The sequence below is a fragment of the Zhongshania aquimaris genome (assembly GCF_019312595.1).
GTDB classification, from domain to species: Bacteria; Pseudomonadota; Gammaproteobacteria; order Pseudomonadales; family Spongiibacteraceae; genus Spongiibacter; species Spongiibacter aquimaris.
In genome coordinates, this window is the sequence record NZ_JAHWDQ010000003.1 from 1 (window position 1) to 25,428 (window position 25,428).

At 46.4% G+C, this 25,428-nt stretch carries 17 protein-coding genes; 5 read left to right on the plus strand and 12 right to left on the minus strand.

Features of this window, described 5'->3' with window-relative positions; all coding sequences use genetic code 11:
• Window positions 1–103: 103 nt before the first annotated feature.
• The 6 genes from KXJ70_RS11665 to KXJ70_RS11690 all read right to left on the minus strand — a co-directional run bounded on the left by KXJ70_RS11665 (window position 104) and on the right by KXJ70_RS11690 (window position 5,544).
• Window positions 104–1,138 carry an IS630 family transposase gene (locus tag KXJ70_RS11665; protein WP_219043700.1) on the minus strand — a complete coding sequence of 345 codons (1,035 nt, stop codon included), beginning with the start codon at window positions 1,136–1,138 and terminating at the stop codon, window positions 104–106.
• A 238-nt stretch (window positions 1,139–1,376) separates the two neighbouring features.
• Window positions 1,377–1,742, minus strand: coding sequence for a hypothetical protein (locus KXJ70_RS11670; protein WP_123181029.1), 366 nt, complete (start codon window positions 1,740–1,742; stop codon window positions 1,377–1,379).
• Between the two features lie 115 nt (window positions 1,743–1,857).
• The gene (locus KXJ70_RS11675) at window positions 1,858–2,439 is read right to left on the minus strand and encodes a c-type cytochrome (RefSeq protein ID WP_200842625.1); all 582 of its coding nucleotides are present in this window, start codon (window positions 2,437–2,439) and stop codon (window positions 1,858–1,860) included.
• 61 nt (window positions 2,440–2,500) lie between these two features.
• Window positions 2,501–2,803, minus strand: coding sequence for a hypothetical protein (locus KXJ70_RS11680; protein ID WP_200842626.1), 303 nt, complete (start codon window positions 2,801–2,803; stop codon window positions 2,501–2,503).
• 51 nt (window positions 2,804–2,854) lie between these two features.
• Window positions 2,855–3,694 carry a copper resistance protein B gene (locus KXJ70_RS11685; RefSeq protein WP_159268317.1) on the minus strand — a complete coding sequence of 280 codons (840 nt, stop codon included), beginning with the start codon at window positions 3,692–3,694 and terminating at the stop codon, window positions 2,855–2,857.
• Window positions 3,691–5,544: a copper resistance system multicopper oxidase gene (locus tag KXJ70_RS11690; protein WP_219043701.1), complete on the minus strand. Its 1,854-nt coding sequence runs from the start codon at window positions 5,542–5,544 to the stop codon at window positions 3,691–3,693. Before KXJ70_RS11690 ends, KXJ70_RS11685 begins: the two co-directional genes overlap by 4 nt.
• Before the next feature lie 175 nt (window positions 5,545–5,719).
• On the opposite strand from KXJ70_RS11690, the gene KXJ70_RS11695 reads away from it, so the two are divergent.
• Window positions 5,720–6,412, plus strand: a complete 693-nt coding sequence (locus KXJ70_RS11695; RefSeq protein WP_219043702.1) for a heavy metal response regulator transcription factor — start codon at window positions 5,720–5,722, stop codon at window positions 6,410–6,412.
• Window positions 6,399–7,820: a heavy metal sensor histidine kinase gene (locus tag KXJ70_RS11700; protein WP_439655079.1), complete on the plus strand. Its 1,422-nt coding sequence runs from the start codon at window positions 6,399–6,401 to the stop codon at window positions 7,818–7,820. Before KXJ70_RS11695 ends, KXJ70_RS11700 begins: the two co-directional genes overlap by 14 nt.
• Before the next feature lie 93 nt (window positions 7,821–7,913).
• Here the strand turns inward: KXJ70_RS11700 and KXJ70_RS11705 are convergent, their stop codons facing one another.
• The 5 genes from KXJ70_RS11705 to KXJ70_RS11725 form a co-directional block, all read right to left on the minus strand.
• A complete protein-coding gene (locus tag KXJ70_RS11705) occupies window positions 7,914–8,771 on the minus strand; it encodes a sterol desaturase family protein (RefSeq protein ID WP_219043703.1) in 858 nt (285 codons plus the stop codon).
• A 71-nt stretch (window positions 8,772–8,842) separates the two neighbouring features.
• Window positions 8,843–9,598, minus strand: coding sequence for a helix-turn-helix domain-containing protein (locus KXJ70_RS11710; protein ID WP_219043704.1), 756 nt, complete (start codon window positions 9,596–9,598; stop codon window positions 8,843–8,845).
• Window positions 9,599–9,904: 306 nt separating this feature from the next.
• Window positions 9,905–13,090, minus strand: coding sequence for an efflux RND transporter permease subunit (locus tag KXJ70_RS11715; RefSeq protein WP_219043705.1), 3,186 nt, complete (start codon window positions 13,088–13,090; stop codon window positions 9,905–9,907).
• Window positions 13,084–15,099 carry an efflux RND transporter periplasmic adaptor subunit gene (locus KXJ70_RS11720; protein ID WP_219043706.1) on the minus strand — a complete coding sequence of 672 codons (2,016 nt, stop codon included), beginning with the start codon at window positions 15,097–15,099 and terminating at the stop codon, window positions 13,084–13,086. Before KXJ70_RS11720 ends, KXJ70_RS11715 begins: the two co-directional genes overlap by 7 nt.
• Complete coding sequence (locus tag KXJ70_RS11725; protein ID WP_159237994.1) at window positions 15,096–16,517, minus strand: TolC family protein; 1,422 nt, start codon at window positions 16,515–16,517, stop codon at window positions 15,096–15,098. The genes KXJ70_RS11720 and KXJ70_RS11725 overlap by 4 nt, the downstream gene beginning before the upstream one ends.
• Before the next feature lie 637 nt (window positions 16,518–17,154).
• On the opposite strand from KXJ70_RS11725, the gene KXJ70_RS11730 reads away from it, so the two are divergent.
• A complete protein-coding gene (locus KXJ70_RS11730; RefSeq protein ID WP_219043707.1) occupies window positions 17,155–18,387 on the plus strand; it encodes a tyrosine-type recombinase/integrase in 1,233 nt (410 codons plus the stop codon).
• A gap of 593 nt (window positions 18,388–18,980) precedes the next feature.
• Window positions 18,981–19,778 carry a SprT-like domain-containing protein gene (locus KXJ70_RS11735; protein WP_219043708.1) on the plus strand — a complete coding sequence of 266 codons (798 nt, stop codon included), beginning with the start codon at window positions 18,981–18,983 and terminating at the stop codon, window positions 19,776–19,778.
• A gap of 10 nt (window positions 19,779–19,788) precedes the next feature.
• Here the strand turns inward: KXJ70_RS11735 and KXJ70_RS11740 are convergent, their stop codons facing one another.
• Window positions 19,789–22,758 (minus strand): Tn3 family transposase, encoded by a 2,970-nt coding sequence (locus KXJ70_RS11740; RefSeq protein WP_219043709.1) that lies wholly within the window; start codon window positions 22,756–22,758, stop codon window positions 19,789–19,791.
• A 1,058-nt stretch (window positions 22,759–23,816) separates the two neighbouring features.
• On the opposite strand from KXJ70_RS11740, the gene KXJ70_RS11745 reads away from it, so the two are divergent.
• Window positions 23,817–25,424 carry a phosphoethanolamine transferase gene (locus KXJ70_RS11745; protein ID WP_219043710.1) on the plus strand — a complete coding sequence of 536 codons (1,608 nt, stop codon included), beginning with the start codon at window positions 23,817–23,819 and terminating at the stop codon, window positions 25,422–25,424.
• Window positions 25,425–25,428: the final 4 nt, after the last annotated feature.

Consider the following 25,428-nt stretch of genomic DNA (forward strand, 5'->3'; position numbering starts at 1 on the left):
ACGCCAATGGCAACTTTACTTGATGGTAAAACGATCTGGGCTGAGAAAAATTTAGCTCAGATCTAAACTGGCAGACACCGGTAAAAAACGGGTAACTGTCAGATCAAGTCTGAGCTACTACAGCAAAGGATACAGTCGCTTCTTTAAAAAAGGATTTTACGAGCTTCTTGTTTCGTCGAATTTTCTCTAAATCCACTATCGCTCGATTTTTAAGCGACTCGCCTTTCTTAAGAGGCTTTTTCGATGTACCCATATTTCTCATCTGGTTCCAAACCAGTTCATCTGGGTTTAAATCAGGCGCATAGGCAGGAAGAAAAACGATTTCGATCATTCCCTCCAAAGAATCAATATGCGCCATTACCTTTTTTGATTTGTGGACGGGATGGCCATCAACAATCAGGATGACTGGCGCTCGTCGACCTTTCAAAAAGTGCTTTAAACACTCAACGTATTTGTCTGCGTTAAATTTCCCTTCGTACACGTGATACCAAAACCCGCCTTTGTTAGACAAGGCTGAAATGGCATTAATTGATTGCCGTTGACCACTGGTTTTAACAACCGGTGTTTGTCCTTTGGCCCCCCAAGTTCGTTGTAGTGGATCATCGGATCGTATTGATGCCTCATCCAACCAAAATATCTCAGCACCCTTGCTTTTAGCGTGTTTCTTTACTCGCGGATAAACTTCATTAATCCACGCTTGAACCGCCGCCTCATCTCGCTCGTAGGCTCTTCGCAATGGCTTCTGAGGTGTTAAGCCTAGCCGGTGGAGTAGCTCCCCTGTACTGGTCAAGCTTAGCGCAACATCAAATCGGTCTTTAATTAAATTCGATACGATTTCACGGGTCCACAAACCAAAGTCAAAACCAAACTGACGTGGATCATTTCCAATAATCCAGCGCTTAACCTCTTGCTCTTCAATAGGAGACAGTTTTCGATTACGCCCCGTCCTCGCTTTAGGTGCTAGGGCGCTAATTCCCTTTTCTCGGGCTAATTTTAACCATGGGTAAATCGTTCGAGCACCTAGCCCAAAACTTCGAGTCACCTCCGCGGCAGATTCACCATCAAATACCCGCTGCACCGCCAACCGTCGGAGGAGGTGCTGCTCTTCTGTGCTTAGTTTTCTTGCGTCAATTTCCATGCACGGTAGTCTAACACAGCGTATTGATTATTTCCGCCTTATTAGTAATACACTCACTCCACTATTAAAAGCTTGTCCATGCCAGGTGATATGGAAGCGACCGCCGAATTGTGACAGCGGTAGCGATCGAGAAAATTGTATTTAGCCGATTAGATTAGTGCGTACAAAATACAGAGAGTCGTTTGAAGCTTCCTACTAGAGCTTGTTGACTGCGCTCGACGCAATTTACGAACCATCACTATTGATTAAGTAATGTATCAGTTTGCTGTAATGTGTTTTTTAACTGCGCTAGTGATTCTTCTACACTTTTAATGTAGTCGAAAGAGTACTTGCTCATTTTTTCCTTGATATGAGGATAATCGCTAGCCATCAAATTTCGTATCATAAGTATTTTACTTTCCATGGCGGTAATTTGGTCTTGGAGATTTTCTATTTTTTGCCCTGAGTACTGTAATTGATCAAATTCGGACTGTCGGGTCGCAATCGTCTGATCTTTTTTGTGAATTTCCTTAACAGGGTCATGTGCTGAGTGGGCTGCGGCGAAAAGGGGGCTAAGGATGAATACTGCCAGCATATATTTCAAAGTATAATTAGCGCTTGCCATGGCTATTTCTCTGGTTGTTAGTAGAGTTTTTAAATGTCATCACAGAAGGGTAGTGCGGTATTCATATTGAATTATCGAGTGTATAGCGTTAATTGGAACATTGATTAGGCAGTAATCAATGTTCCTGTTTTTTGGTGTTGTCACTACGTGCAGTGAGAACCTGGTACTGCCCAGTACTTAGTTCAGGTAATCGTTGTAAAAATGACACCATATTCCATATACGCTCATCGTCATGCCCAGGTGCCCATGATGGCATGCCAGATGCTTTGATACCGTGTTTAATAATCCAGAATTGGCGTTGTAAAGCATAGGTGTTGTCATCGTGGCCGCCATCATGGCCATGATCATCACCCTTCTGTGCGAGATTGGGTGGGGCAGGGTAGAGGCCCAAAGTAAAGTCGCTTTGGTTTTTACCAGGTTTCAGGTGGCAGCTCGCGCACATCGCATTGTAGTCAGCAGCACCTTTTAGCAGTCGCTCTGATGAGGCTAGATCATTGGGAACCTCAATCGTACTTGCCGCTCGGGAAATGGAGCGTTCCCGCATCGTTTCGAGCCCCCAATATGTTAGGCCATTGTGCGGCACATCAGCTCCCATCGGGTAGAGACCAGAGTAAAGAAATGCTAGACCGCCCAACATCGCGACAACGGCGGTAATCATCAAACATTTACCACAGCGTAGAAATTTGTTTGCGGCCATAATATTTCCAAATCGTCTAAAGAGTTAATGAAGTCTTGCTGGGTGACTCGAAATAGTTATATCAGTGATTATGGCCAGTCTGTTCCGTGCTACTTTCATTTCCGTGTTGCGCCGGTTTAGCGCCTTGAGGCGCTTCACTGCCACTCATACCTTCCATACCTTCCATGTCGCCCATGCACTGTTTCATCATGGCTTGCATGACAGGGTCGTTCATATCCATTTTGCTGTGATCCATATTTTCCATGGCCGCGCAATCTGGCTTTTCTGCGTTGTTCATGTGCTCTTTGGGATCATGAGCCTGGGCTGATAAAGTAAAAGCCAGCGTAGAGATTGCAATTGACATTGTTATAAATTTTGAGCGCATTGGAATAATCCTTAATCTTTGAGTTGGGAATATGAGCAATCGATAATTTAATTAAAACCAGAACCGCAGGCCTGCTACTAATTGCGTATCGTTAATGTCCTGTCCTGCAGCTTGTCGATAATCAGCGGTACCGCCATATGCGTCCGACCACTCCACGCCGACATAGGGGGCGAATTGACGGCTGATTTCATAGCGCAGTCGCAAGCCTATAGATAGATCTGATAGACCGCTGCCAAGGCCATTACTCGGGTCATCTTTACCGTAAAGGTTAAGCTCGGCTCGAGGCTGTAATACTAACTTTTGGGTTAGTAATAGCTCGTATTCCGCTTCGAAGGTAAGCGCCGTACGTCCATCGTCACCGAGATAAGCGGTAGCGTCTAGCTCAAACCAATACGGCGCTAAACCTTGGATGCCCGCAGCGAGCCATTGGCGATCGCTACCTTCTTTGTACTGATCCAGCCGCACACCCAGCTGAGTATCAAAGAAGACGCTGATAGCGTGACTCCAGAGTAGATCTGTCTGACTTTCTTCCAATTGACTACCCTTAGTATCACCTTCAGCTTTTACAACGAGACTATCGTAAGTAGTACCATACCGAGCTAAAAGGTCGAAGGTCGTATCGCCACTATCCTCGCTGTATTCAAGGCGGTCGCCTAATACAGAAAGGAACGCATGTTCATCAGCCAGCTTTAGTTGCCTCGGGCCTTGTTGGGCATATGGGCCGTCTGTAAGCGTGTAGCCATCTGAATAGGCATGTGGGTCGCGAGCGTTATCTGGTGCACTACCACCTTGCATTTGCATTTCGCCATGATCCATTTGCGCCCATGAGGTCGAGGCATTAAAAGCTGCGCTAATCACCGCGAAGCCGACGATATGTTTCATATTACTCATGACACCACCACTTCGCGGAACATCCCCGCATCCATATGAAATAATAGGTGGCAATGCCACGCCCAGCGACCAAGGTCATTGGGGGTTGTTAAAAAGCTGATGCGTTGCGATGGCTGAACGGGAATGGTGTGGCGCCGAACTCGCAACTCTCCCTGGTCGGTTTCGAGTTCACTCCACATGCCGTGTAAATGCATTGGATGCGTCATCATGGTGTCATTTTGCAGAATAACTCTAACGCGCTCACCGTGTTTCAACGACACCGGTGTGCTTTTACCAAACTCCAAACCGTCGAATGACCAGCTGTAGCGCTCCATATTGCCTGTGAGGTGTAGTTCAAGTTCCTTGGTTGGTGTGCGACGATCATCCAGCAGCCCGTTAATTGATTTCAGGTCGGCTAGGGTCAATACTCGTCGGCCGTTGTTACGTAAACCGATACCTGGATCATCAAGATTGGTGCGCGGTGTATCCACTCGCATATCGACAGACGCGCCGTATTCACTACTGGCGTGGTTGACAGTGCTAGAGGGCTTGGCCAAAGGATTCTTTGGCTGGTGATTCATGGCGGAATGATCCATACCCTTCATTCCTGCCATGCCCTTCATACCGTCCATGCTGCCCATTCCCTGCATGCCCTTCATCGAGCCATGATTCATTCCTTCCATACCTTTCATGGAATCATGATTCATGCCGGCCATGCTGCCCATTGCACCCATCATATCTGACATCGTCAGCCACTCTGCCGGATCAAGCGCAGGGACTGGCGCAGATAGACCTTGCTGCAATGCTAATGTGCCTCGGGTATAACCGGTGCGATCCATACTCTGGGCAAAGATGGTGTAGGCATCGTCTGCAGGTTCAACCAATACATCGTAGGTTTCGCCGGGGCCAAAGCGAAATTCATCGACGGAAACCGGTTCGACATCTTGGCCGTCGGCCTGAATGACCGTCAATTTTAAGCCGGGAATACGCACATCATAAAAGCTATTGCTTGCCGCATTAATAAAGCGCAGGCGTATGCGTTGCCCTCTTTGGAACAGTCCCGTCCAATTACCATTAGGCGCTGTACCGTTCATGAGGAAGGTCAGCGTGGCCGCCGATAGATCGTTTAAGTCGGTGGGATTCATGCGCATCTGGTTCCACATCTGACGCTTTTCCAGTGCGCCCTGTAAACCGACCTTTGAAACATCTTCGCTAAAGTCAAAGAAGGTGGGCTGATTGAAATTGTAGACATCGCTCTGCATTTTCAATTTACTGAAAGCGCGCATAGGATCTTCGTCAGTCCAATCTGAAAGTTGCACCACATAATCCTGGTCAGAACGGTGTCTTTCGCCTGCTCTAGGCTCAATGATTAGTGCGCCATACATCCCCGTCATTTCTTGAAAACCGGAATGGCTGTGATACCAGTAGGTACCGCTTTGCTGTAGGGTAAATCGATACGTAAAGGTCTCGCCCGGCGCTATGCCTTTGAAACTGATGCCAGGCACGCCATCCATTTGGTAGGGTAGAAGAATGCCATGCCAGTGGATGGAGGTGGCAACTGCTAGGTGATTGGTGACGCGAATCGTCACTTCATCGCCTTCGCGCAGACGCAAAGTAGGAGCGGGTATGGAACCGTTGATCGTTGTTGCCATACGTGTCACGCCGGTAAAGTTGACGGGACTTTCGGCTATAACAAGATTGATTTCACGCCCACTTAGAACAGGCGTTTGCCCCTGTGCCACTTTGCTGCTCATTGCTGCCTGTAACCAAGTGGGTGTTGCCGCCAGTACGCCGCCAGCCGCAAGGCCTTGCACAAAGCGACGGCGGTTTGGTTGCAAAGATCTTTTTTGTTGGGGAAGCCATTGGCTCACGGGCAACTACCTCATACATTCAGTGATTTGTGTTCGTAATACTAGAGACCTACACCTGTCACTCGCATGACTTAAAGATTACAAATCTGTAATCTTTAAGTCATCTTGGTGTTGGAAGGCCTCATCCATAATGTTTATCAAACTGACTTAAGCCAAACGACGGAGCGACGCAATTTTGCGGATATTGGTAGTGGAAGATGAACTCAAGACCGGCGATTACTTGCGCCAGGGGCTTTCTGAGGCAGGATTTATGGTCACGCTGGCGCGTAACGGCCTCGATGGCCACCATCTTGCAATGACGGAAGTTTTTGACCTGATGGTGTTAGATGTCATGTTACCCGATGTTGATGGCTGGCGAATTATGCAGTCCCTTCGGGAAGCTGGTCGGCAAACTCCAGTACTTTTTCTTACCGCCCGAGATAGCGTCGAAGACCGGGTTAAAGGACTTGAGCTTGGCGCAGATGATTATTTGGTTAAGCCATTTGCCTTTGCTGAGCTACTAGCTAGAGTTCGCACCTTGCTGCGCAGAAGTGCAGCGCCTGTGCTTTCAGATCAAATTACTGTTGCAGACCTCACCTTAGATCTTCCGCGCCGCCGCGCTAGCCGTGGAGGTAAAAAAATTAGTCTTAGCCACAAGGAGTTCTGCCTGTTGGAGCTTTTAGCGCGTAGAGAGGGCGAGGTATTACCACGATCCCTGATAGCCTCCCAAGTTTGGGATATGAACTTTGATTCCGATACAAACGTTATTGACGTGGCGATTCGCCGTCTGCGTGCCAAAATCGACGACGATTTCCCAGCAAAGTTGATTCACACTGTGCGTGGCATGGGCTACAAGCTGGAGATCGAAGACGATAATGATGTGGCTTAGTCGAGTTAAGCGTCGTCCTTTATCGCTAACGACAAGAGTGATGGTCTTCGTTGCCCTTGCCATCGGCCTAAGCCTACTGATGACTGCACACCTTGTTCAACAAGCCGTAAAACGTCACTTTGCTGAGCAGGATGCCGATGAGCTCATTGTTATTACTCAAGCCGTGGAACGGGCGTTACGGGCAGGCGCAGACGACATCCCGCGGCTACCTGAAGTGCTATCCCACGCGGTTTCAGGACATCATGGCGTATATTTCCAAGTTTGGAGCCCAGACGGACAACTCATATACGGGCCGAGTGATGACGAACTGCTCACGCCAGTGACTCTCTATACGCCCGTCTCTCGTATTTTAGCAGCTAATTTACATAGCTGGGGCGCAGGGGGAAATGCTTATCGAGGTGCCATTACCCAAACTCTAATTAGTGGACGTAATTATCGTATTGTCGCGGCCATGGATATGAACTTCCATATCCTCTTTCTTGATAATTTTAGGCGCAGCCTGTGGCTTATTATGACTTTAGCTGGCGTCGTCACGTTGTTGGCCGCTTGGTTTGGCGTACATCAGGGGCATGCGCCGCTGCGCGGCTTAAGCGACACTATGCGCGATGTCCAAGCCGATCGCCTGCATGTGCGAATAGACCCAAATATTGTACCGGGTGAGCTGCGAGGGCTTGTTGACTCATTCAATTACATGATCGGTCGTTTGGAAGACAGCTTTGCTCGACTTTCGCACTTTTCTGCTGATATCGCCCACGAACTGCGTACACCCTTAACAAATTCCATTACCCAAACCCAAGTCGCGCTTAATCGGGCCAGAAGCTTGGAGGAATACCAAGAGTTACTATACTCAAATTTAGAAGAACAGGAGCGCTTAGCGAAAATGGTCAACGACATGCTGTGGTTGGCTCAAAGCGAACACGGTTTACGTAATCCAGTACGTGAGTGGCTGGATCTCGGGCATGAAGTGCGGGAGTTATTTGACTTTTTTGAGGCTTTGGCAGAGGAGAAACAGATTGTTCTGACTTTAGACGGAAGCACACCCATGCTGAGTGGCGATCGGGCTATGTTGAGGCGCGCCATATCTAATTTGCTATCAAATGCATTGCGATATACACCGGCCGGGCAAACAATTAACGTGAAACTAAAAAAAACAGATGATGCATGGGTAGAGCTCCGTGTTGAAAACCCCGGTTTAAAGATCCCCCCAGAACATCTACCAAAAATATTTGATCGATTCTATCGCGTTGATCCTTCGCGTCAGCGTCTGAGTGAGGGAGCCGGCCTGGGCTTGGCAATTGTTAAATCAATTGTTGAGGCTCATGGCGGCCACATCGATGCATTCTCAGATGACGATGTCACGTGTTTCTCAATTCGCCTGCCCCTAGTTACTACAGACATAGGCGCCTAAGTGTATCGATTGTCCGTGTGTGGAGGCATCTGAAAAAATAATGGGTAGTTCCCCATTTTCACATAGTATAGATAAGTGCTGCGGGTCGGCGGTTCAGCGAAGGCGCTTGAACGGTGCTAGCATTTGTGGGAAATATGCCGTGGGATAATCTGGGGCGGTCGCAATGCCCAGATCTTCCGAACAGATAACTCTCCTGTTGTCATAGTACGCAGTGCCTAATAGATGATCCGTTAACGTTGTGAATAGACCAAAGTTGACATCGCCTTCTTTTGCCGTATTCAGGTGGTGGAAGCGATGAACTTGATTGATAGCCAGAACATATCTGAGCGGCCCTGCGAAATAGGCAACATTGGAATGTTGCAGTAACAGCTGAATAACCACCGCAACAACCAGCAGCAGTAAGACTTCTTGTGGAGCGCCCATCAAGAGTAGTGGGGCAGTACCTGCAAGGGTTTCAATGGTTTGATGCAATGGGTGTTTCATAAGACCGTTAAACCCATACATACGTTTCACACTATGATGTACTGCATGTAGCTGCCACAGCGCGCTGTACCTATGACTGGCGTAATGTGCCAGTGTAATGCCTATATCGGCGATGATCACCGCCAACAACACTTGCAACCACAGCGGTGCGTAGGAGGGCCAAATTGAATTAAATGGGATAAAACTAGCAATGATTGGCACACTTAATACGCCGACAATACTCAGTGATTCATTGACTAAGGCATGAATAACATCACGCCCCGAGTCTGCTTGAGGCTTGTTGAATTCGGGACTAAATGGCATCCATTGTTCAATTAAGAACGACACTGCGATGAGTAAGCCGACCCATGCCGCCAAGGCAAATTTTGAATAATCTTGTTCTGCCATATAAATAGCGATGCCATTTCCTACGATCAGAAAGAAAGGCAAATACAGGGCTTTGACAAATATTTCCAATGTGCTTTTCATATGCAAAAGCTTCCAGAGCTACAGAGTGCTTAGTTTGTCATTTTTCAATGGCGGCGCATTGAACGAAAAAGCTATTTTTGTAGCAGCAGTTGCTTAATGGTTGTAGCGCTAACGCCGAAGGCCTGCGTTACTGCTCGGCAGAAGTGGGCCTGATCAGAAAAACCAGATAAAAGTGCTGCATCGGTGAGAGGCATTCGTCGCGATAGTTCAAATCCGACCAGCAGTTTAAGCCACTTCCTGTAACTGCGTAATGGCATGCCTGTTTGCTCTGTAAACCAATGAGAGAACCTGCTGGGTGAGAGATTTACCAAACTCGATAAGGTTTTCTGCGTAGTATTGCTGCCGCTACTAATATCATCGTTAAGTGCTGCCAAAATGACATTCAATCGCTCGTCTGGAGTGTCACTGAATTGACAGCGACATTGTTTGTCGAAGCTAATCAACGCTGCGTGGAGGTTTTTTACTTTGGCAAAGCGCGTTACATACGCGGATGAAATTTCTTCATTCAGCAAGGATATAGACCATTCCTCTACGGCTACCTGCGGTAGCAGTGTTTTACAAAAATCATGTGTTGGGTCGATATAGATGCATAATACATGTGCGGTTTCTAGTTGATGAGCGGTACCTGCAGGTATCCATAGCCCGCGTTCGAAATATCGTGTTTTGTCAGATAGCAGCGCTATTGGTTCTTCTAGGCCAATAGCGATTTGATGAGCCCAATGCCGGTGAGGTTTGTTGTCGCCCGAGGCGCCAAGAAATACCCCCATGCCTGCTGTTATGGCCGCCGACCCTAGCCAAGGCTGTGATAACAATTGATTATGATGCATTTTATCGAGTCCTCAGGGTCTATCTTGGATCAACTATTTCGCTTTGATATCTTATATAAAGTCGTTAAGGAAAAGTCAGCCTAAATTTATCTATACGCTAGCATGCACCTTTTCCAGAATAATTCTAATGGATCAGCAAACCTGAATATTTGAAACTCACTCCAATTCAATTACGCTGGCCGACTGTAAATTGAGATTCACCTAGGCTCCATTGTAATACGGCGCTATATATCGGAGGGAGACTTGCTGCGAATTTATAATAATGCCGGGTAGCCTTAGCTCCCCGGCCAGCGTTAAGCAGTAGTTTTATGAGGATTTGATTGCCGGTACTACTTTTTTAGAGCGTTGCTTCCAGATCACGAACAATGCCGGAAACACCACTAGAACCATAATGAGCGAGGTCACAACCCCACCCAGCATTGGCGCAGCGACCCGTTTCATTAGATCGGCGCCGCTGCCATTACTTAGCATGATCGGTACTAAGCCCAAAATTAATGCGAGTCCAGTCATTAATTTTGGGCGTAGTCGTTTGGCTGCACCGTCGACTACTGCCTCAGTAAGGTCATTAAAGGAGTTGAGTAGGCCGTCATCACGACGTTGTCGCCAAGATATATCTAAATACAGCATCATCAGTAGACCAAGCTCTACCGCTAAACCTGCCACGGCGATCATACCCACGGCCACGGCGACTGATATCTTGTATTCGAGCATCCACAAAAACCACAAGCTACCAACCAGAGAAAAAGGCAGCGCGAGCATGACAATGAGCGTTTCGACTAGCGATTTTCGATGAAAGTACAGCATCATAAAAATCAGCCCTAGGGTCATCGGTACGAGAATTTCTAGACGCGATTTTGCACGCTCGTAATTTTCGAACTGCCCAGCCCAGGCGAGGCGATAACCAGTGGGGATGTCGACATTTTCAGCGACCACTTTTTTGGCTAACGCGACGTAGTCCGGAATGCCGATATTGTCGGCAACGTCGACAAAAACAAAGCCGACTAACTGGCCGTCTTCATTGCGAATCATTGGCGGGCCTTTGCGATACTGTAACGTCGCGACTTGGCTTATCGGGATTTGGCCGCCATGGCTGGTAGTGACGTAAGTACGTTCTATAGCTGCTATCGAGTCGCGATAGTCACGGTTATAGCGCATTAAAATATTGTATCGCTCACGTCCTTCAACTGTCTGAGAGACTACTTTACCGCCGATGGCCATCTCAATAACATCTTGAATATCAGCAACATTCAATCCATATCTCGACGCAGCGTCTCGGTCAATATCAAAATCTAAGAAGTAGCCACCCGTGGTGCGCTCGGCAAATGCGCTTCGCGTAAAGGCAGTGGTACGACTATCACTTTGAAGTGCACGTTCGATCGCGGTCGCGGTGCTTTCAATCGTCGCGAGATCCGGCCCAAACACTTTTATGCCCAATGCCGAGCGAATCCCCGTAGCGAGCATTTGTGTCCGTGTCTGAATGGGCATCCACCAAATATTGGGCATGCCGGGGAAGCGTAACTTTTGATCCATCTCGGCGATTAAGCTATCCCAATCCATTCCTTCGCGCCATTCGCTTTTCGGCTTGAGGGTGATATTGGTTTCAATCATCGATAGTGGTGCGGAGTCAGTAGCACTCGTTGAACGCCCCACTTTTCCAAACACCGTTTTTACTTCCGGGAAGGTCATTAGTTCCCGGTTCATTGTGTGGAGCGTCTTTTGAGCTTCACTGATCGACATTCCGGGTAGGGCTGTGGGCATATACAAAATACTACCCTCATTCAATGGCGGCATAAATTCACTGCCAAGTCCACGGAAGGGGATGATCGCGGACAGCAGCACAAGAACACTGACACCCACCACCAGCCAGCGCCTATCTACCACCCAGCGTACCACGGGCGCATATAGCGCAATCAAACTGCGATTTAACCAACTGTATTCGCCGCGAATACGCCCGCGAATAAGTAAAACTGCTAGAGCGGGTATCAGAGTAACGGACAGCAGGGCTGCAAAAAACATGGAGTAGGTTTTGGTGTAAGCCAAGGGTTTAAAAAGCCGTCCTTCACTGCCTTCAAGGGCAAACACCGGCAAAAATGACACGGCAATAATTAGTAATGCGAAGAAAATGGATGGCCCCACTTCTTGCATCGCGGCAATAATGACGTCTGTGCGGTTCTGCGAGCTATCAGTTTGCTCTCGCCACAGCGCGAGACGGCGGTGTATGTTTTCTACAATGGCGATCGCCGCATCGACCATCGCGCCAATGGCAACCGCAATTCCGCCGAGTGACATGATATTGGCAGTTAATCCTTGGTAATACATAGGAATAAACGCTAATAATATGGCGATAGGCAGGGTGATGATAGCGACTAGCGCCGAACGCAGATGCAGCAAAAATACAATAATAACGAGCGAGACGATGAGGATCTCTTCACTCAGGGTTCGGCTTAAGGTATCGATAGACCGTTCAATCAGGCCGGAGCGGTCATACACGGGGATAATTTCAACTCCATCAGGCAAAGATGTCTTAACCTCATCCAAGCGAGCTTTAACTCGATTTATGACGTCTAAGGCATTTTCGCCAAAGCGCATGACCACGATGCCGCCGACGGCTAAGCCTTCGCCATTAAGCTCGGCACTGCCGCGCTGCATTGCGGGTCTTAGTGACACGGTCGCAATGTCAGACACCTTTACAGGAATACCATCGCCGGTAGTGCTAAGAACGACGCCTTCTAGATCTGCCGTTGAGGTGATGTAGCCTCTACCGCGAATAAAATGTTCGTGGCCTGAAATCTCCAGAACCCTGCCACCCACATCATTATTTGAGCGTCGTAGTGCAGCGGCGACGTTTTGTAGCGGAATGTTATAGGCGGCCAAACGGTCAGGGTCGATATTAACCTGATATTCTTTTTCATATCCGCCAACGGATGCCACTTCCGCAACACCTTGTACTGCCTCCAACGCATAGCGTAAATTGAAGTCTTGCAGACTGCGCAATTCCGAGAGGCTAGTGTTCCCCGTTTTGTCACTAAGGGCATATTGATAGACCCAGCCAACCCCAGTCGCATCCGGCCCTAAGGTCGGGGTAACGCCGTCTGGCAAATCGGCACTGGCACTATTGAGGTACTCCAATACGCGCGAACGCGCCCAATAAATATCGGTGCCATCTTCAAAGATGACGTAGACAAACGACAGCCCCATAAAGCTTTGGCCACGCACAAATTTCACTTCAGGTGCTGCGAGTAGGGTAGTGCTTAACGGGTAGGTGATTTGATCTTCCATTAAATCGGGACTGCGCCCCGGCCAGTCGGTAAAAACAATGACTTGGGTGTCTGACATATCGGGAATGGCGTCGAGCGGCGCGGCCATGAGAGAGCGCCAACCCCAGAGTGATGCTCCCACACACAGCAGTATTGTGAGTAGCCAGTTACGGGCACAAAAGCTAATTAGCGACGCAAGAAAACCCTGCGGATGCTTACTTTGGGGGTTTACCATTGCGCAATCCCCGTTTTCAGTTTCGCTTCGGCGGCAATTAAGAAATTACCAGACGTGATTACCTGTTCACCGCCGGATAAGCCCTCTGTAATTTCTATCCAGCCTTTTGTTCTTTGGCCAGTGTTGACTAAAACGGGTTTTATTTTCCCCTCGCTACCTAAATCCACAAAGACAACACGAGTTTCTCCCGCAATCATGACTCCCTCTTCGGGTACCCAAAGGCGTTTACCTAATTCCTTGTTGAAGTGAACCTGAGCGTACATATCCGGCCTGAGCTCGCCATCGCTGTTGTCGAGAACTAAACGAATGCGAGTGGTGCGGGTGAGGGGGTTGACGCTTGGGTAAATGTAATCGATTTTTGCGGGGTACTCTCGCTCACTGAGGTTTCGCATGTTAACAGTCGCAGACATCCCCTTTTCCAGTAACGACAAATCCGCTTCATAGACCTCCGCCTCAACCCAAACAGTCGAGAGATCAGCCAATTGCAGCAGCGTACTGCCCGCTTTTGCATAACTGCCACTCACGATGGATTTATTCACCACGACGCCATTTTTCTCGGCGTAAATTGGCAGAAACTCGATTGGCCTACCGCGCTGTTCTAGTGCGCGTATGTCAGCACTTGAAATATTCCATAGACTTAAGCGGGAGCGGGCGGCCTTTAGCAAGCTGTCGTCTGATCCACGACTTGCTAATCGACCTCGAGTTTCTAAATATTCTTGTTGTGCTGATAGCAGTTCTGGACTGTAAACCGTAAACAGTACTTGGCCACGCTTGACACGGGCGCCAATAAAATCGGCTTTTAACTCACCAATCCAGGTATCGAATTTTAAATTTATTTCGCTAGCACTGTGCTGGTCGTAGGCAATACGTCCCACCGCCGTGATCGATTTACTGAGCTCTCGATATTCTGCTGTCGCCGTTTTTACGCCGATTAATTGTCTTCTGCGAGCATCAATACTAATGACTCCAGACTGCGTTTGTTGTTTGCTGACCGGCACTAAATCCATGCCGCAGATAGGGCAAGATCCCGGGGCGGCCGCGCGAACTGAGGTGTGCATTGAACAGGTGTAATGCGAAATTCCCGCAGGTGTTGCTGTTGCAGCATGTAACTCACTGCTGCCAGTTTGACCGGTCAGAATTAAATCACCGTGGCCCAGTAATTCACTGGATACGTCGATAGCAAAGTCGTAATCCCCTGCTTGTGGCAGGACAATAGTGCCGCGGTAACGGCCATCCGTACTTGGCAGTAACGTCACAAGGGCGGCATTGTCTTGCGCTGGAGTGTCCTCGGCACCGGGGTTTGTCATCGACTGCGTGACTAGCAGGCGAATATCAATATTGTTCAGCGCATTATTCTGGCTGTCCTGCACAGTAATGATCAGCGGATTATCACCTTGGCGGAGTTTGGCATTTTCTAATAACGCCACTTTGATAAGGTATTTGCCAACGGTATAGAAACCTTGCTTATTTGAACTAAGGTCGACACCTGGCGTAGAGGGAAATGTGGCTTGGTTGTCGTTGACGGGCATTTCACTAGCCATTGATACTCCGCCGCCACTGATTGTGAGGCTTGAGCGTCCAGTCGCCATATCAAAACTGAGATCGGCTGACGTATTGTCTTTGCTGATCTGTAATTTTAATGGCCATTCACCGCGCATAGCGAGGTCGAATTCGGCAGTGTAAAAGCCTGGGGAAATCTCATTAAATATCACGGGAGCCCGCATTGATGGCATGCTGCCCATTGCGGCCATCTCTGCCTGCCCGCGAATTTTAGCCTCCGAAACAGCATTTCCCTTGGCGTCTCGCAATTGCAAAATGGCCGTGTTGTTACCCACTGCGGGAACGCCATCTTCGAATGCAATGGCGATGCGATAATCGTCCGTGCGATATTCCTTTGCATCACTCATTTGCTGAGTGAAGGCATTGGTAGATGAACGATAGACATAGCTAAAATAGCTTAAAATCACGGCTAAAATAATAATGATACTGACAAGCAATCGCTGTTTCATTGGGCGTGCTCCGAGGTGGTATTTGGTTTGATTTTTGCGGTAGCGCTATTTTGACTCGTCGCCATGTTGGCGTGATGCTGGCTAGTTTTGGGTAAGGCCAACGGTCCGCCGAGCGCGTTCTCAAGTGCGGCTTTTGCAATTAGGTAATCAGCGCGAGCACGCTCTAAGCTCAATTCGGCATCAAGATGAACTTGCTCGGCGCTTATCAATTCACTAAAACGGCCGCCGCCTGCGCCATAGGCAGCCCGCGTCGCGCTAAGATTCTCGGCTGTTCTCGGTAATAAATCGTGCTCATAGAGGGCTATGGTATGCAGTGCTTCGTTGACGAGGACACGGGCTTCTTCTAAATCTCCCAGCACCTGCGAGCGCAGCTCATCTAATTCAGATTGCCGGCCAACGGTGTTCGCCCGGGACTCATCCCTAGCCGCGCGATATTTATCCCGCCCTAGTGGTAAGTTAATACCAATACCGACTACCCAGCGTTTGGCCGTTTCATCCCAAAGGCTGTTATAGCCAGTGAATAATTTAAAATCTGGATAGAAATCTTTATCGGCCAGTTTTTCCCTGTCGCGACTTGCTGCTATTTGTTGCTTGGCAGCTGCTAGACCTGGGTGCTGACTCAGGGCGATAAGCCGAAGCGTATCGAAATCAGGGATTGCCGTTGGCGGCGGGAGAGCGTTTGAAAGCGCAATGTCGGCGGTTGTACTGCGATTGAGCAAGGTGTTTATTTGCGCACGCAGGGTCGCCATTTGCCGTCGCAATTGAACACTTCGGTGACGAATATGCTGAAGCTCTACCTCTGCGAGCAGCACGTCTGGTTGATTGGTTATCCCCGCGGCGTAACGCGCTTCTGCCACGCGACGAAGTTCATCAACTAAGGTGCTATTGCGCTCATTAATGGTAATGGCCTGATGAATGTAGTTCCACTGCGCATAGTAGCTGAGCGCCACTGTACGTAGCTCTAGCCGCCGCAGCGCGAGATTACCACGCTCCGCCTCCGCTGTTTTAGTCGCAGCGTCGCCGCGCAAACGAAGCTTTCCCGGCCATGGGAGCGTTTGCGTTAATTCCATTCGAACATTGCTACCGCGCCCGTTCGGCGAGTTGTAACCGCCAATGGTGTCGGGGGCAACCGCAGTAAAGAGTTGTGGATCGGGCAAGGCAGTAGACTGAACAATTCGTGCTTCAGCCCCCTGAATCGCAGCTTCAAGGGCAGTTATTCCAGGGTTGGCACGCAGCGCTTCGTCAACGAGCGCTTGGGCAGACATTACTGACCCCCATGACGATGAAAGCGTTACCGAGTGGGTGTATTCCTCAGCTGCATACAGTGCTTGGGCAAAAATCAGGGACAACACGGCGCCGACCGCAACAACAAAACGTCGGGACAGGGCGGCGATACACCACCAATATTGGGCGAACATAATCAATCCTCATAAAATACCTTTTGCTTGGCGCTATAAATAGGCCAAGCCACGCACCGTTATCCGGTGCCTACTAGTAAATTATGAAAATTTTGGGGGTCTGAGCAGTACGCGCTGAAACGCTGGATTGGGTGGCGGCGGGAGGGTGATTGTCTGCATCGTTGGTTTTTTTTCAAGTGCAGCGATAGGGAGGGGTGGTAGAAAACTTGCTGTTAGTCCACCAATGCCACAATCGATGTTTTCACAGCTATTATTGCTATCCACACAACAACAGTTTGCTGGCGAATCGCAATCAGCCTGCATATCGCTGGCTTGCATGTTCGGCGCCATGTGTTCAGCCGTAACGGACGTTGTTGGATCACAATAGGCGGCCTGTAATACGCTGCCCCAGCCCGATGTAGTAAACAACATCAGCGAAAGGATAAGTATGTAGGTGAGGCGCTTTTTCATTCGATGATTTTATTCTTTCCCTGCTTGAGCTGCAAGACGTTCATTTCAGATGGCTTTTTAGAATTACCATGAGGAGGTCATAGCTATAACATATCCGATACGGTGACGTATTGGAAATAGGGCGTGAGGGGTGCTAGAATACAGATAGTCGATTATATACTCTTATCTGTAGATATCAGGAAAATCCATGGCTATTCCTAAACCTGTCCCGCTGTACCCGACATACAAAGACCTCAAAGCTGTAAAGCTTGAAGAGTTTCCCGACCTCGCAGCCGTGTTAGCCGATACCGATCAATGGAAATCTAAAGCGTGGCTATGGGGTCAGGAATTTCTATCTTATATTGGTCGCAACAAATCAGAACACACATTCACGCGATTTCGTTCTGAAGTCGAGAAATTTCTGCTCTGGGCATTTCTCGTCAAGGATAAGCCTATCGACCAATACCGAAAAGCCGACATTTTAGAATATGCAGATTTTTGCTGGCGACCGCCATTAACGTGGATATGTTTATCGAATGTTGAGAAGTTTCTGATTAAAGGCGGCCTGTACATAAGTAACTCTGAATGGGCACCATTCCGGCTGATGATTGCCAAAGGCGACATATCAAAGCCGGACAAGAAAAAATACCGTCCCTCGCAAGAAACCTTACAAGCGACGTTTACCGCCGTTAATGCCTTCTATAAACATCTAACTGATGAAGAATACTGCTACGGCAACCCTGTTCAATTAGCCAAGAAGGATTGTCGATATTTGATCAAAGATGCACAGGTCAAGGACGTAAAACGCTTAACCGAAGACCAGTGGAATTTCCTGCTGGAGGTTGCTCATACCATGGCCGATGACGACTCGCGATATGAACGAAACCTGTTTCTCATTGCATCATTAAAAACCCTTTTTCTGCGCATTTCTGAGTACTCAGATCGCGCAGAATGGTCGCCCACCATGAGTCACTTTTGGAAGGATAATGACAATAATTGGTGGTTGAAGATCTATGGTAAGGGTCGAAAAGTCCGAGATATTACGGTTCCACCGAGCTTTCTAAGGTATTTAACGCGCTACCGGCTCTACCGAGGCTTAAATAAGCTGCCTGTACCTGGTGAAAACCACCCTATTATTGAAAAACTCCGAGGCCGTGGGGGAATGACGGCGCGACAATTATCAAGATTAGTGCAGGAAGTATTCGACCAAGCGTACGAACAAATGAAGGCACGCTATGGTGAAGACAATGCTAGTAATTTTAAAGAAGCGACGTCACATTGGTTGCGGCATACAGGTGCGAGTTTAGAGATTGAGCGCGGCCGCTCACTTAAAGATGTATCCGAGGATTTGGGCCATGCGAGCATGTCTACGACTGACACCGTGTATGTTCAGGCAGATGACAAAAAGCGTGCAGCTAGTGGTAAAGAGCGGAAAGTTTAGCTGTGCTGCGCTAAGCGGACTCAGGGTAAGGCGCTAAATTAATTTAATAAAGGTACGCATGCAGTAACCTGACCTTTGGTTAATCGAAACTCTCTCTGCCAACTGGCTCTTGGTTTAGCCAACTCTGCTCTTCATCGCTGAGACCAAAATCGTCCGTAACTAGGTCTGTGGAGTTGAAAAACGAATCCCATGGACCATTTTCGTCAGGATTATCGGTCGTTGTCTGATTATGAGTCTGATTTTTGCCACGATTCATGGAGGGCACCTTGTCAGATTAAAGCCGTATGTATTTTATGGCACTGCGAAAAAAGTTTTCCTAAACATCCTTGGAGAACCTAATCTCGATTACCCCCTTATAATTCAATGAGATAACCAGGATTCCAAAATATGATGGTGGGCTAAACTATTCAGTACCCTCAGCTTATTAACGGTACGATACTTCGCTGGCAAAGGTTCAAAACACCAAGTTTAAACTTTTATGTATAATCGTACTCAAGGTAGAAGAAAGGTATTCCTAGAAGGAATAATTCATCTTGTTTTAATAACCAAAAATAGGATTTTGTGTAAAGTACGATACGCACAAATTTTAACCAATGGCTGAAATCAGCGAAGAAACATATAAGATTTTTGAGACTGCCTACGCGTTCTTTAATGCTAGGCTTTTTGAAGGTGCTTTGCCGAAATGCCTTATTACCTTCCAAAGGCAAAGCCGACTTATGGGCTATGTTTCCTTTAATCGATGGAAAAATAAGCAACATGAATCCATCGATGAACTTGCGATAAACCCAGAATATTTCGCCAATTTTCCGTTAACGGAAATCCTTCAGACATTATGCCACGAAATGACCCACGTATGGCAAGCCCACTTTGGGTCGCCCACGAGAAATGGATACCACAACCAAGAGTGGTCAAGAAAGATGATTTCACTTGGTTTAATGCCATCATCAACAGGCAAACCTGGCGGAAAGACGGTTGGCCAAGGAATGCTAGACTATGTCATCGAAGGTGGACTTTTTGAAAGCGCCGTAAAAGATATAATCCGAGAAGGTTTTGAACTGATTTGGTTTGATACCGTTTCAATTATCCCAAAACCCCCATCACAAACGGCTTCAAAAAATGTATCTCTATCTTCCGTGGCGGCGGATACATTGAGTGTAAGTTCAAATCATGTGAAAGAAATTGACTTGGGCGTGGATATGGATGCTTTTACAACAGCCATAGAACAGTCTTTACTCAGCGATCTCCCCTGCGAAATCGTGACGTCCCGGCCAAAAAAAGCTTCAAGTAAGACTAAGTACTATTGTACGAATTGTTTTTCTCAGGTTTGGGGAAAATCAGGGCTAAATATTGTTTGCGGCACTTGCATTAAACCATATATACAAGATACGTAACTAAAACCCATCATGCATTCAATATATTAAGCGACAAATCCAAAATAGACGGCAGCTTAATTATATCGTCCAGAGAGTACTCGCCATTAAAGACTAAATGCCCCCAGGCAACCGGTGAGATCTTTTTTAACATCTCTATGTAAAGCTCCTTTTTCTCCCTTTCGAATCTCGTAAGCGCGTTGGACAAGAGAGCAGAATTATAAAAAATAATACAATTTGCAAGCAGCCGAGCGCATGAATACCAAATATCAATTTCTCTGTCACCTTGTCCGCGAAAATTAGATTGCCCATTCACTTTCGAAATTGCCCTTTGTAATTGATGATACGCTTCTCCCCTGTTCAACGCTTTCTGTACATATCGCTTTAAATTATCGTCGTCAATGTACTCTAAAAGGTAAATAGCTTTGACTAACCTGTCATATTCTCGTAAGGCATCCAGCATCCGATCAGATTCTGTTGATCGAGATATTTTTTTAACAATTTCATATTGACGAACTTCTTTTTGATGTAATGAAATGCATATTCGTTGAGTATGCTTCCAGCCTTCTATGATCTTTTTATCATCAATCGGCTTCGCTAATTCAATGGAGAATCCATTTTCTGTTTCGCTAACGGAGAACAGTTTATCAAGTTCACTACCAACATCTTTGTAGCGCGGGGCAAAAGTCCAGCCAAATAAATCTAACAGTGCGAAGTTACATTTGTTTGTTCCATGTGTGTCCGTAGAGAGAACATCTGGTTGTAGCTGACTAGCATTATTATAAAGAAGATCAAAGGTATAGTGAGACTCGTGATGATTCAGAGGCATGATCTCAATGTTTACTGGGACGTGGTTTATCGATAGTGTAAGTGCTGACAGTCCTTTTCCTTTCCCAAAATCTTTGCTTGAATAGCGTGTTCGAACTGTATTCCTCTTAGATCCAAATTTTTGACCATCAATACTCCCATGAAGAACATCGGGTCGAAAGTTGTAATATTTAAATATTTCCAACTTTGATATTTCGTCACTTATACAATCTGCCGCATTTCCTAATGCTGGCTCCCTAAAATAATTTGCTTCGAAATTTTTGAGTTCATCGTATGAAAATGGACAAAGATCCGCCATTTTATGAACACCAAGTCGAGTCGCATTTGCAATTAAACAAGATATAAATTTTCCGGAAAAATCTGAGTCCTTATGGCGGTACTTCATGTGCTTTATTCTATCGTAGAAACCAGTTTCGCGTGCGACGATTGCGATAACAGACGAAATTCCTTGTTTTGGTAGATTTGAAAAAATCCGATCATTGACCTCATTTCTACCTTTCAGTTGTTTTACAGTCCACGTTTTTTTACCGCTTGCTGTGGTTAAAATAACTGACTCATTCTCTCTGCTATTGATTCGCTCAACCACCCTCCTTTTTAGCGTATTAAATTGTTCACGCTTCATAGCAAGCAGTTCTTCTATTGGCATATCGAGATTCGCTGAGTTGATTGCCTCAATCATGGTATCGCCGTCATTTTCGAACAAATCAATATCAACAAGAGATTCCACTAAGGGGGAAAATTCGGAGCTGTTTTCTACTCCCCAATGTGATTTATAGAGGCGACTAGCAATTAAACGATAGGTATAATACTCCGCTCTGTGTGGAATAAGCGTTTTATCATCATTATATATATGCACTCTATTCTTCTTATAGATCAACCTATCATCAAACGTAATGCATCTATTTTCGGTTTCCAAGTCGAATTTTAACTTCAGGGTTTGATTGAACAAAGCCAGCTTGCTGGAGGGCTCAACGAACTTTAAGAAAGTAAATAATTTCCTAATAATTCTAAGGCTTTTCCCTTGTATTGAATCAATGTATTCCCAATAATACATTTCTTCATCAACGTCTATAGACTTGAGGTATTTTGCGACAATTTCTCTCTGATTTGATGGCAAAATCACTTCTGCTTTGTTTCTTAGGTCATTGTTAGTTACTGATTCATCACCGTGGAGATCTAAAACTCCACCAACTTTAATCATTAGGTCGGCCATACCTTCACGTTCACTGATTATCCTTTTTTTTACATATTCCCTCGCGGATGAGTGAGTGGTTGTGTAATGAAAGTAGAAAGCTGACACGAAATAATCAGTTATATCCATAAATCTTTGACATACAAAGCATGAAAAATATAGATAAAAATTTAACTGATCAGACCTTTTGTGTTCCCATGCATCGTGGTAGTTGAATAATGCAGCATAGTGTTCAATGGCTGGCTTCGATAATTTCAGCACGGAAACCAGCATTTTAACGTCTTCATATATTTCTCTTAGACAATCATATGCTCTTGCTTCCTTGTTAATCTGAGATGGTCTAAAGTCGGTTGCCTGATATCGAATTGCATCAAATACATCTTTGGAATTTGGATCGTTGAGTAATCTTAGAAATATACTCTTTGTATTTTCGGTTAGATGATTTTTAACCAGCTCTTTAATTCTGGATTTTTCTAAATTAGTAACATCCGAGATAACCATATTAATTATACGGTAAGATGGTCGTTCAATGTTTTGGTGAGCAAGCCAATCTAATGCTTGGTCAAGTAACTCTCGCGGATCCAGCTTAGTTCTTACCTCTTGGGCAAGGTATGTCTGTAATTTTTCTTTTTCACTCAAATCAAATGAATTTATTCCAACGGCAGAAAAAATTCTGCTATAGATGTTAGATTTTCTAGCTGCCGATAAAGGTACAAGCTCTCTCGCCAATCCTGGATAGTACTTTTTAACTATATGTTTCAAATCGGGCTCTGATCTTGTTGGATCAAACTGAATTTTTATAGGTTTTAATCTGAAATAGCCAAGTAAGAGCCGATAATAGACTTGGATATCAACTGACTCTCGCTTTTTTATGAAAGAAAGTTCTTTGTCATCTAGCGAAAATTCGTAATCTTGGCTCTCTGCACTGATAGCTGGCGAGGCGTGATACTCGACGATTTCTTCTTCTGTTAATATCTTCATAACAATACAACCTAAAAAATTTTGGGACACACATACCAGAGAGAACTTGAGTCATGATTACTTATCAAGCAGCAATTGTATAAAGCAATCGAGAAAAAGACAGGTAGGGAGGTTATAAGCACGACAAAATATCAAGAAAAACAGGAAGTTAGGGATTTGGTCAATTCTACGAGTGCATGATAATCAGGCAAAGCTCGGCTGACGTCATCACTTCGTTGCCTCCCAATCCGCGGGGCGCGGGCCGATGCCTCCTAATATCGAGTGTAGCAAAGCGTATCTAAACAGATGATCCTAAAGCATGACCATGTTCCACGAATATGTTTCACGGAATAATGTGGTAAGAAGTGGCTAGCACCCCATATCCAAGATAAGGGTGGCTGCCAGCAAAAATCCGCATATTCGAGGATGTCAGTTTTTCGGTATTCATCTATGGGCTTATCCTTGATGAGAAACGCCCAGAGTAAAAACTTCTCTGTTTCTGATCGAAATCGTGTGTATGTGTGTTCGGATTTGTTTCGGCCGATATAGGATAGAAATTCCTGACCCCAGCGCCACGCTTTAAATTTCCATTGATTGGTATCGGTTAACAATGCGGCAAGATCGGGAAACTCGTCAATACGTACAGCTTTAAGATCCTTGTATATTGGATAAAGAGGAACCGGTCTAGGAATAGCCATGATGTGTCCTGAAGTATGGATATCAGTGTGTTTAGTCGAATACCCACTATAACAGCCCTTCCCTCTAATTCCAATACGTCACAGTATCGGAAATAGTATAGGTGATGAAACGCTTCCCGCCTAAACGGCTCGGCCCTATTTCGTTAGACCTATTCCCACCCGAAATTGTAAACATTCACCCTCCCGCGAAATCAAGGCGTCACTATTCCCAGATTCAGCTTACGGTAAAGATACCGATAACCTGCAAAGGGTGCATTTAGGATTCTTCACCAAGTTTTCTTAAGGGTACCTTAAGAATCAAAGTCTAACGTTACGTATCTTGACCGAATGTGGTCTCGCAAAATCGTTTTTGCCGACTCTCATTAAAGAGAAGCTATAACAATGCACTTTGGCCGCCGCCTAACTTCACATCAGCTATTGATTACCGTCGCCTTATTTCTAGCGCTAAGCGCAAACACCACGTTCTTTCAGAACATGCTGCAGATATACCCTTTGCAGGACAATACTGGCTTTCTTCTGTCAGTGTTCATTCTGCTTTTTTGTGCCCTTTTATTTATGCTCTCGCTGTTCAGTTTGATCATGCCGAGTAAATATGTGGCCATCCTCTTTATCAGTGTTGCTGCGTTCAGCGCCTACTTTTCCGACCGATACGGTACGGTTATTGACGGTGAAATGATACGCAATATAATCGAGACCGACATGTCAGAAACCGTCGATTTGATTACCTGGGGATTGATGTCGAGAGTCTTTTTACTAGGCTTGCTGCCTGCCATTATTGTCTTTCGTCTCCGCCCCCAGAAAGTGAAGCTCCGGCGCTACTTAGCTGTGCACGCCTTAGTCATCGGCGTGTCGCTATGTGTGGCCGCGGCGTGCGTACTCAGCTCTAGCAGCCAGTACGCTAGTTTCTTCAGAGAACATAAATCTGTTCGATATTACGTCACGCCCGCCTATCCAATTTATTCGGCTTTGCAATTTGCAGCGAGTTTCACCCATATCGACACAGACCGACCTTTGACGTCACTCGACGCCATATCTAGTATTCTGGAAGACGAAGCTGAACACAAAGAACTTATTATCCTCGTCGTTGGGGAAACTGCTCGCGCAGACCACTTTTCCTTGAATGGATATTCGCGCGGAACCAACCCTTTATTAGCGAAAGAAAGTCGTATCATCAGCTATAGCCGCATCCAATCCTGCGGTACGTCCACCGCGATTTCAGTACCCTGTATGTTCTCTTATTCGGGCCATGACGGCTTTGACGTAGAAAGCGCTCGAAACACCGAAAATGGCTTAGATTTAATCCAAAAGGCTGGTGTGAAGGTTTTATGGCGAGACAATAACTCGGACTCCAAGGGTGTGGCTGATCGTATCCCATTCGAAAATTATCGGACGCCAGACAAAAACCCTATTTGCAACCCAGAATGCCGCGATGAAGGGATGCTCGATGGTTTACAGCAGTATATCCATAATCAAAACAGTGACATTCTCATTGTTCTCCACCAAATGGGGAGCCACGGCCCCGCCTATTTTCAGCGCTACCCACCAGAGTTCGAGCGATTCACCCCAGCATGTCAATCCGCTGAGCTTTCTGAATGCAGCCAAGAGGAAATCATCAATGCCTATGACAACACAATTGTGTATACCGATTATTTTTTATCGAAGGTGATCGAATTCCTTAAAGTAAATACCCCAAAATACGAAACCGCAATGTTCTATGTCAGTGACCATGGCGAGTCCTTAGGAGAATCGGGAATCTATCTTCACGGCATGCCCTATCGTTTTGCTCCTGATGCCCAAACGCATGTGCCCGTAATTGCGTGGATTGGAGAGTCCTCCGACATCGATTACGAAGAATCTAAGCGACTGAAAGAACTGGACAATACCCACGACGAAGTATTTGACACCCTATTGACTGTTTTTGAAGTAAACACCGACCTTTTACCATCCGCAAAAGACAAGCTCATTGTTTTGTCAGATGAAGACGAGTGAGACT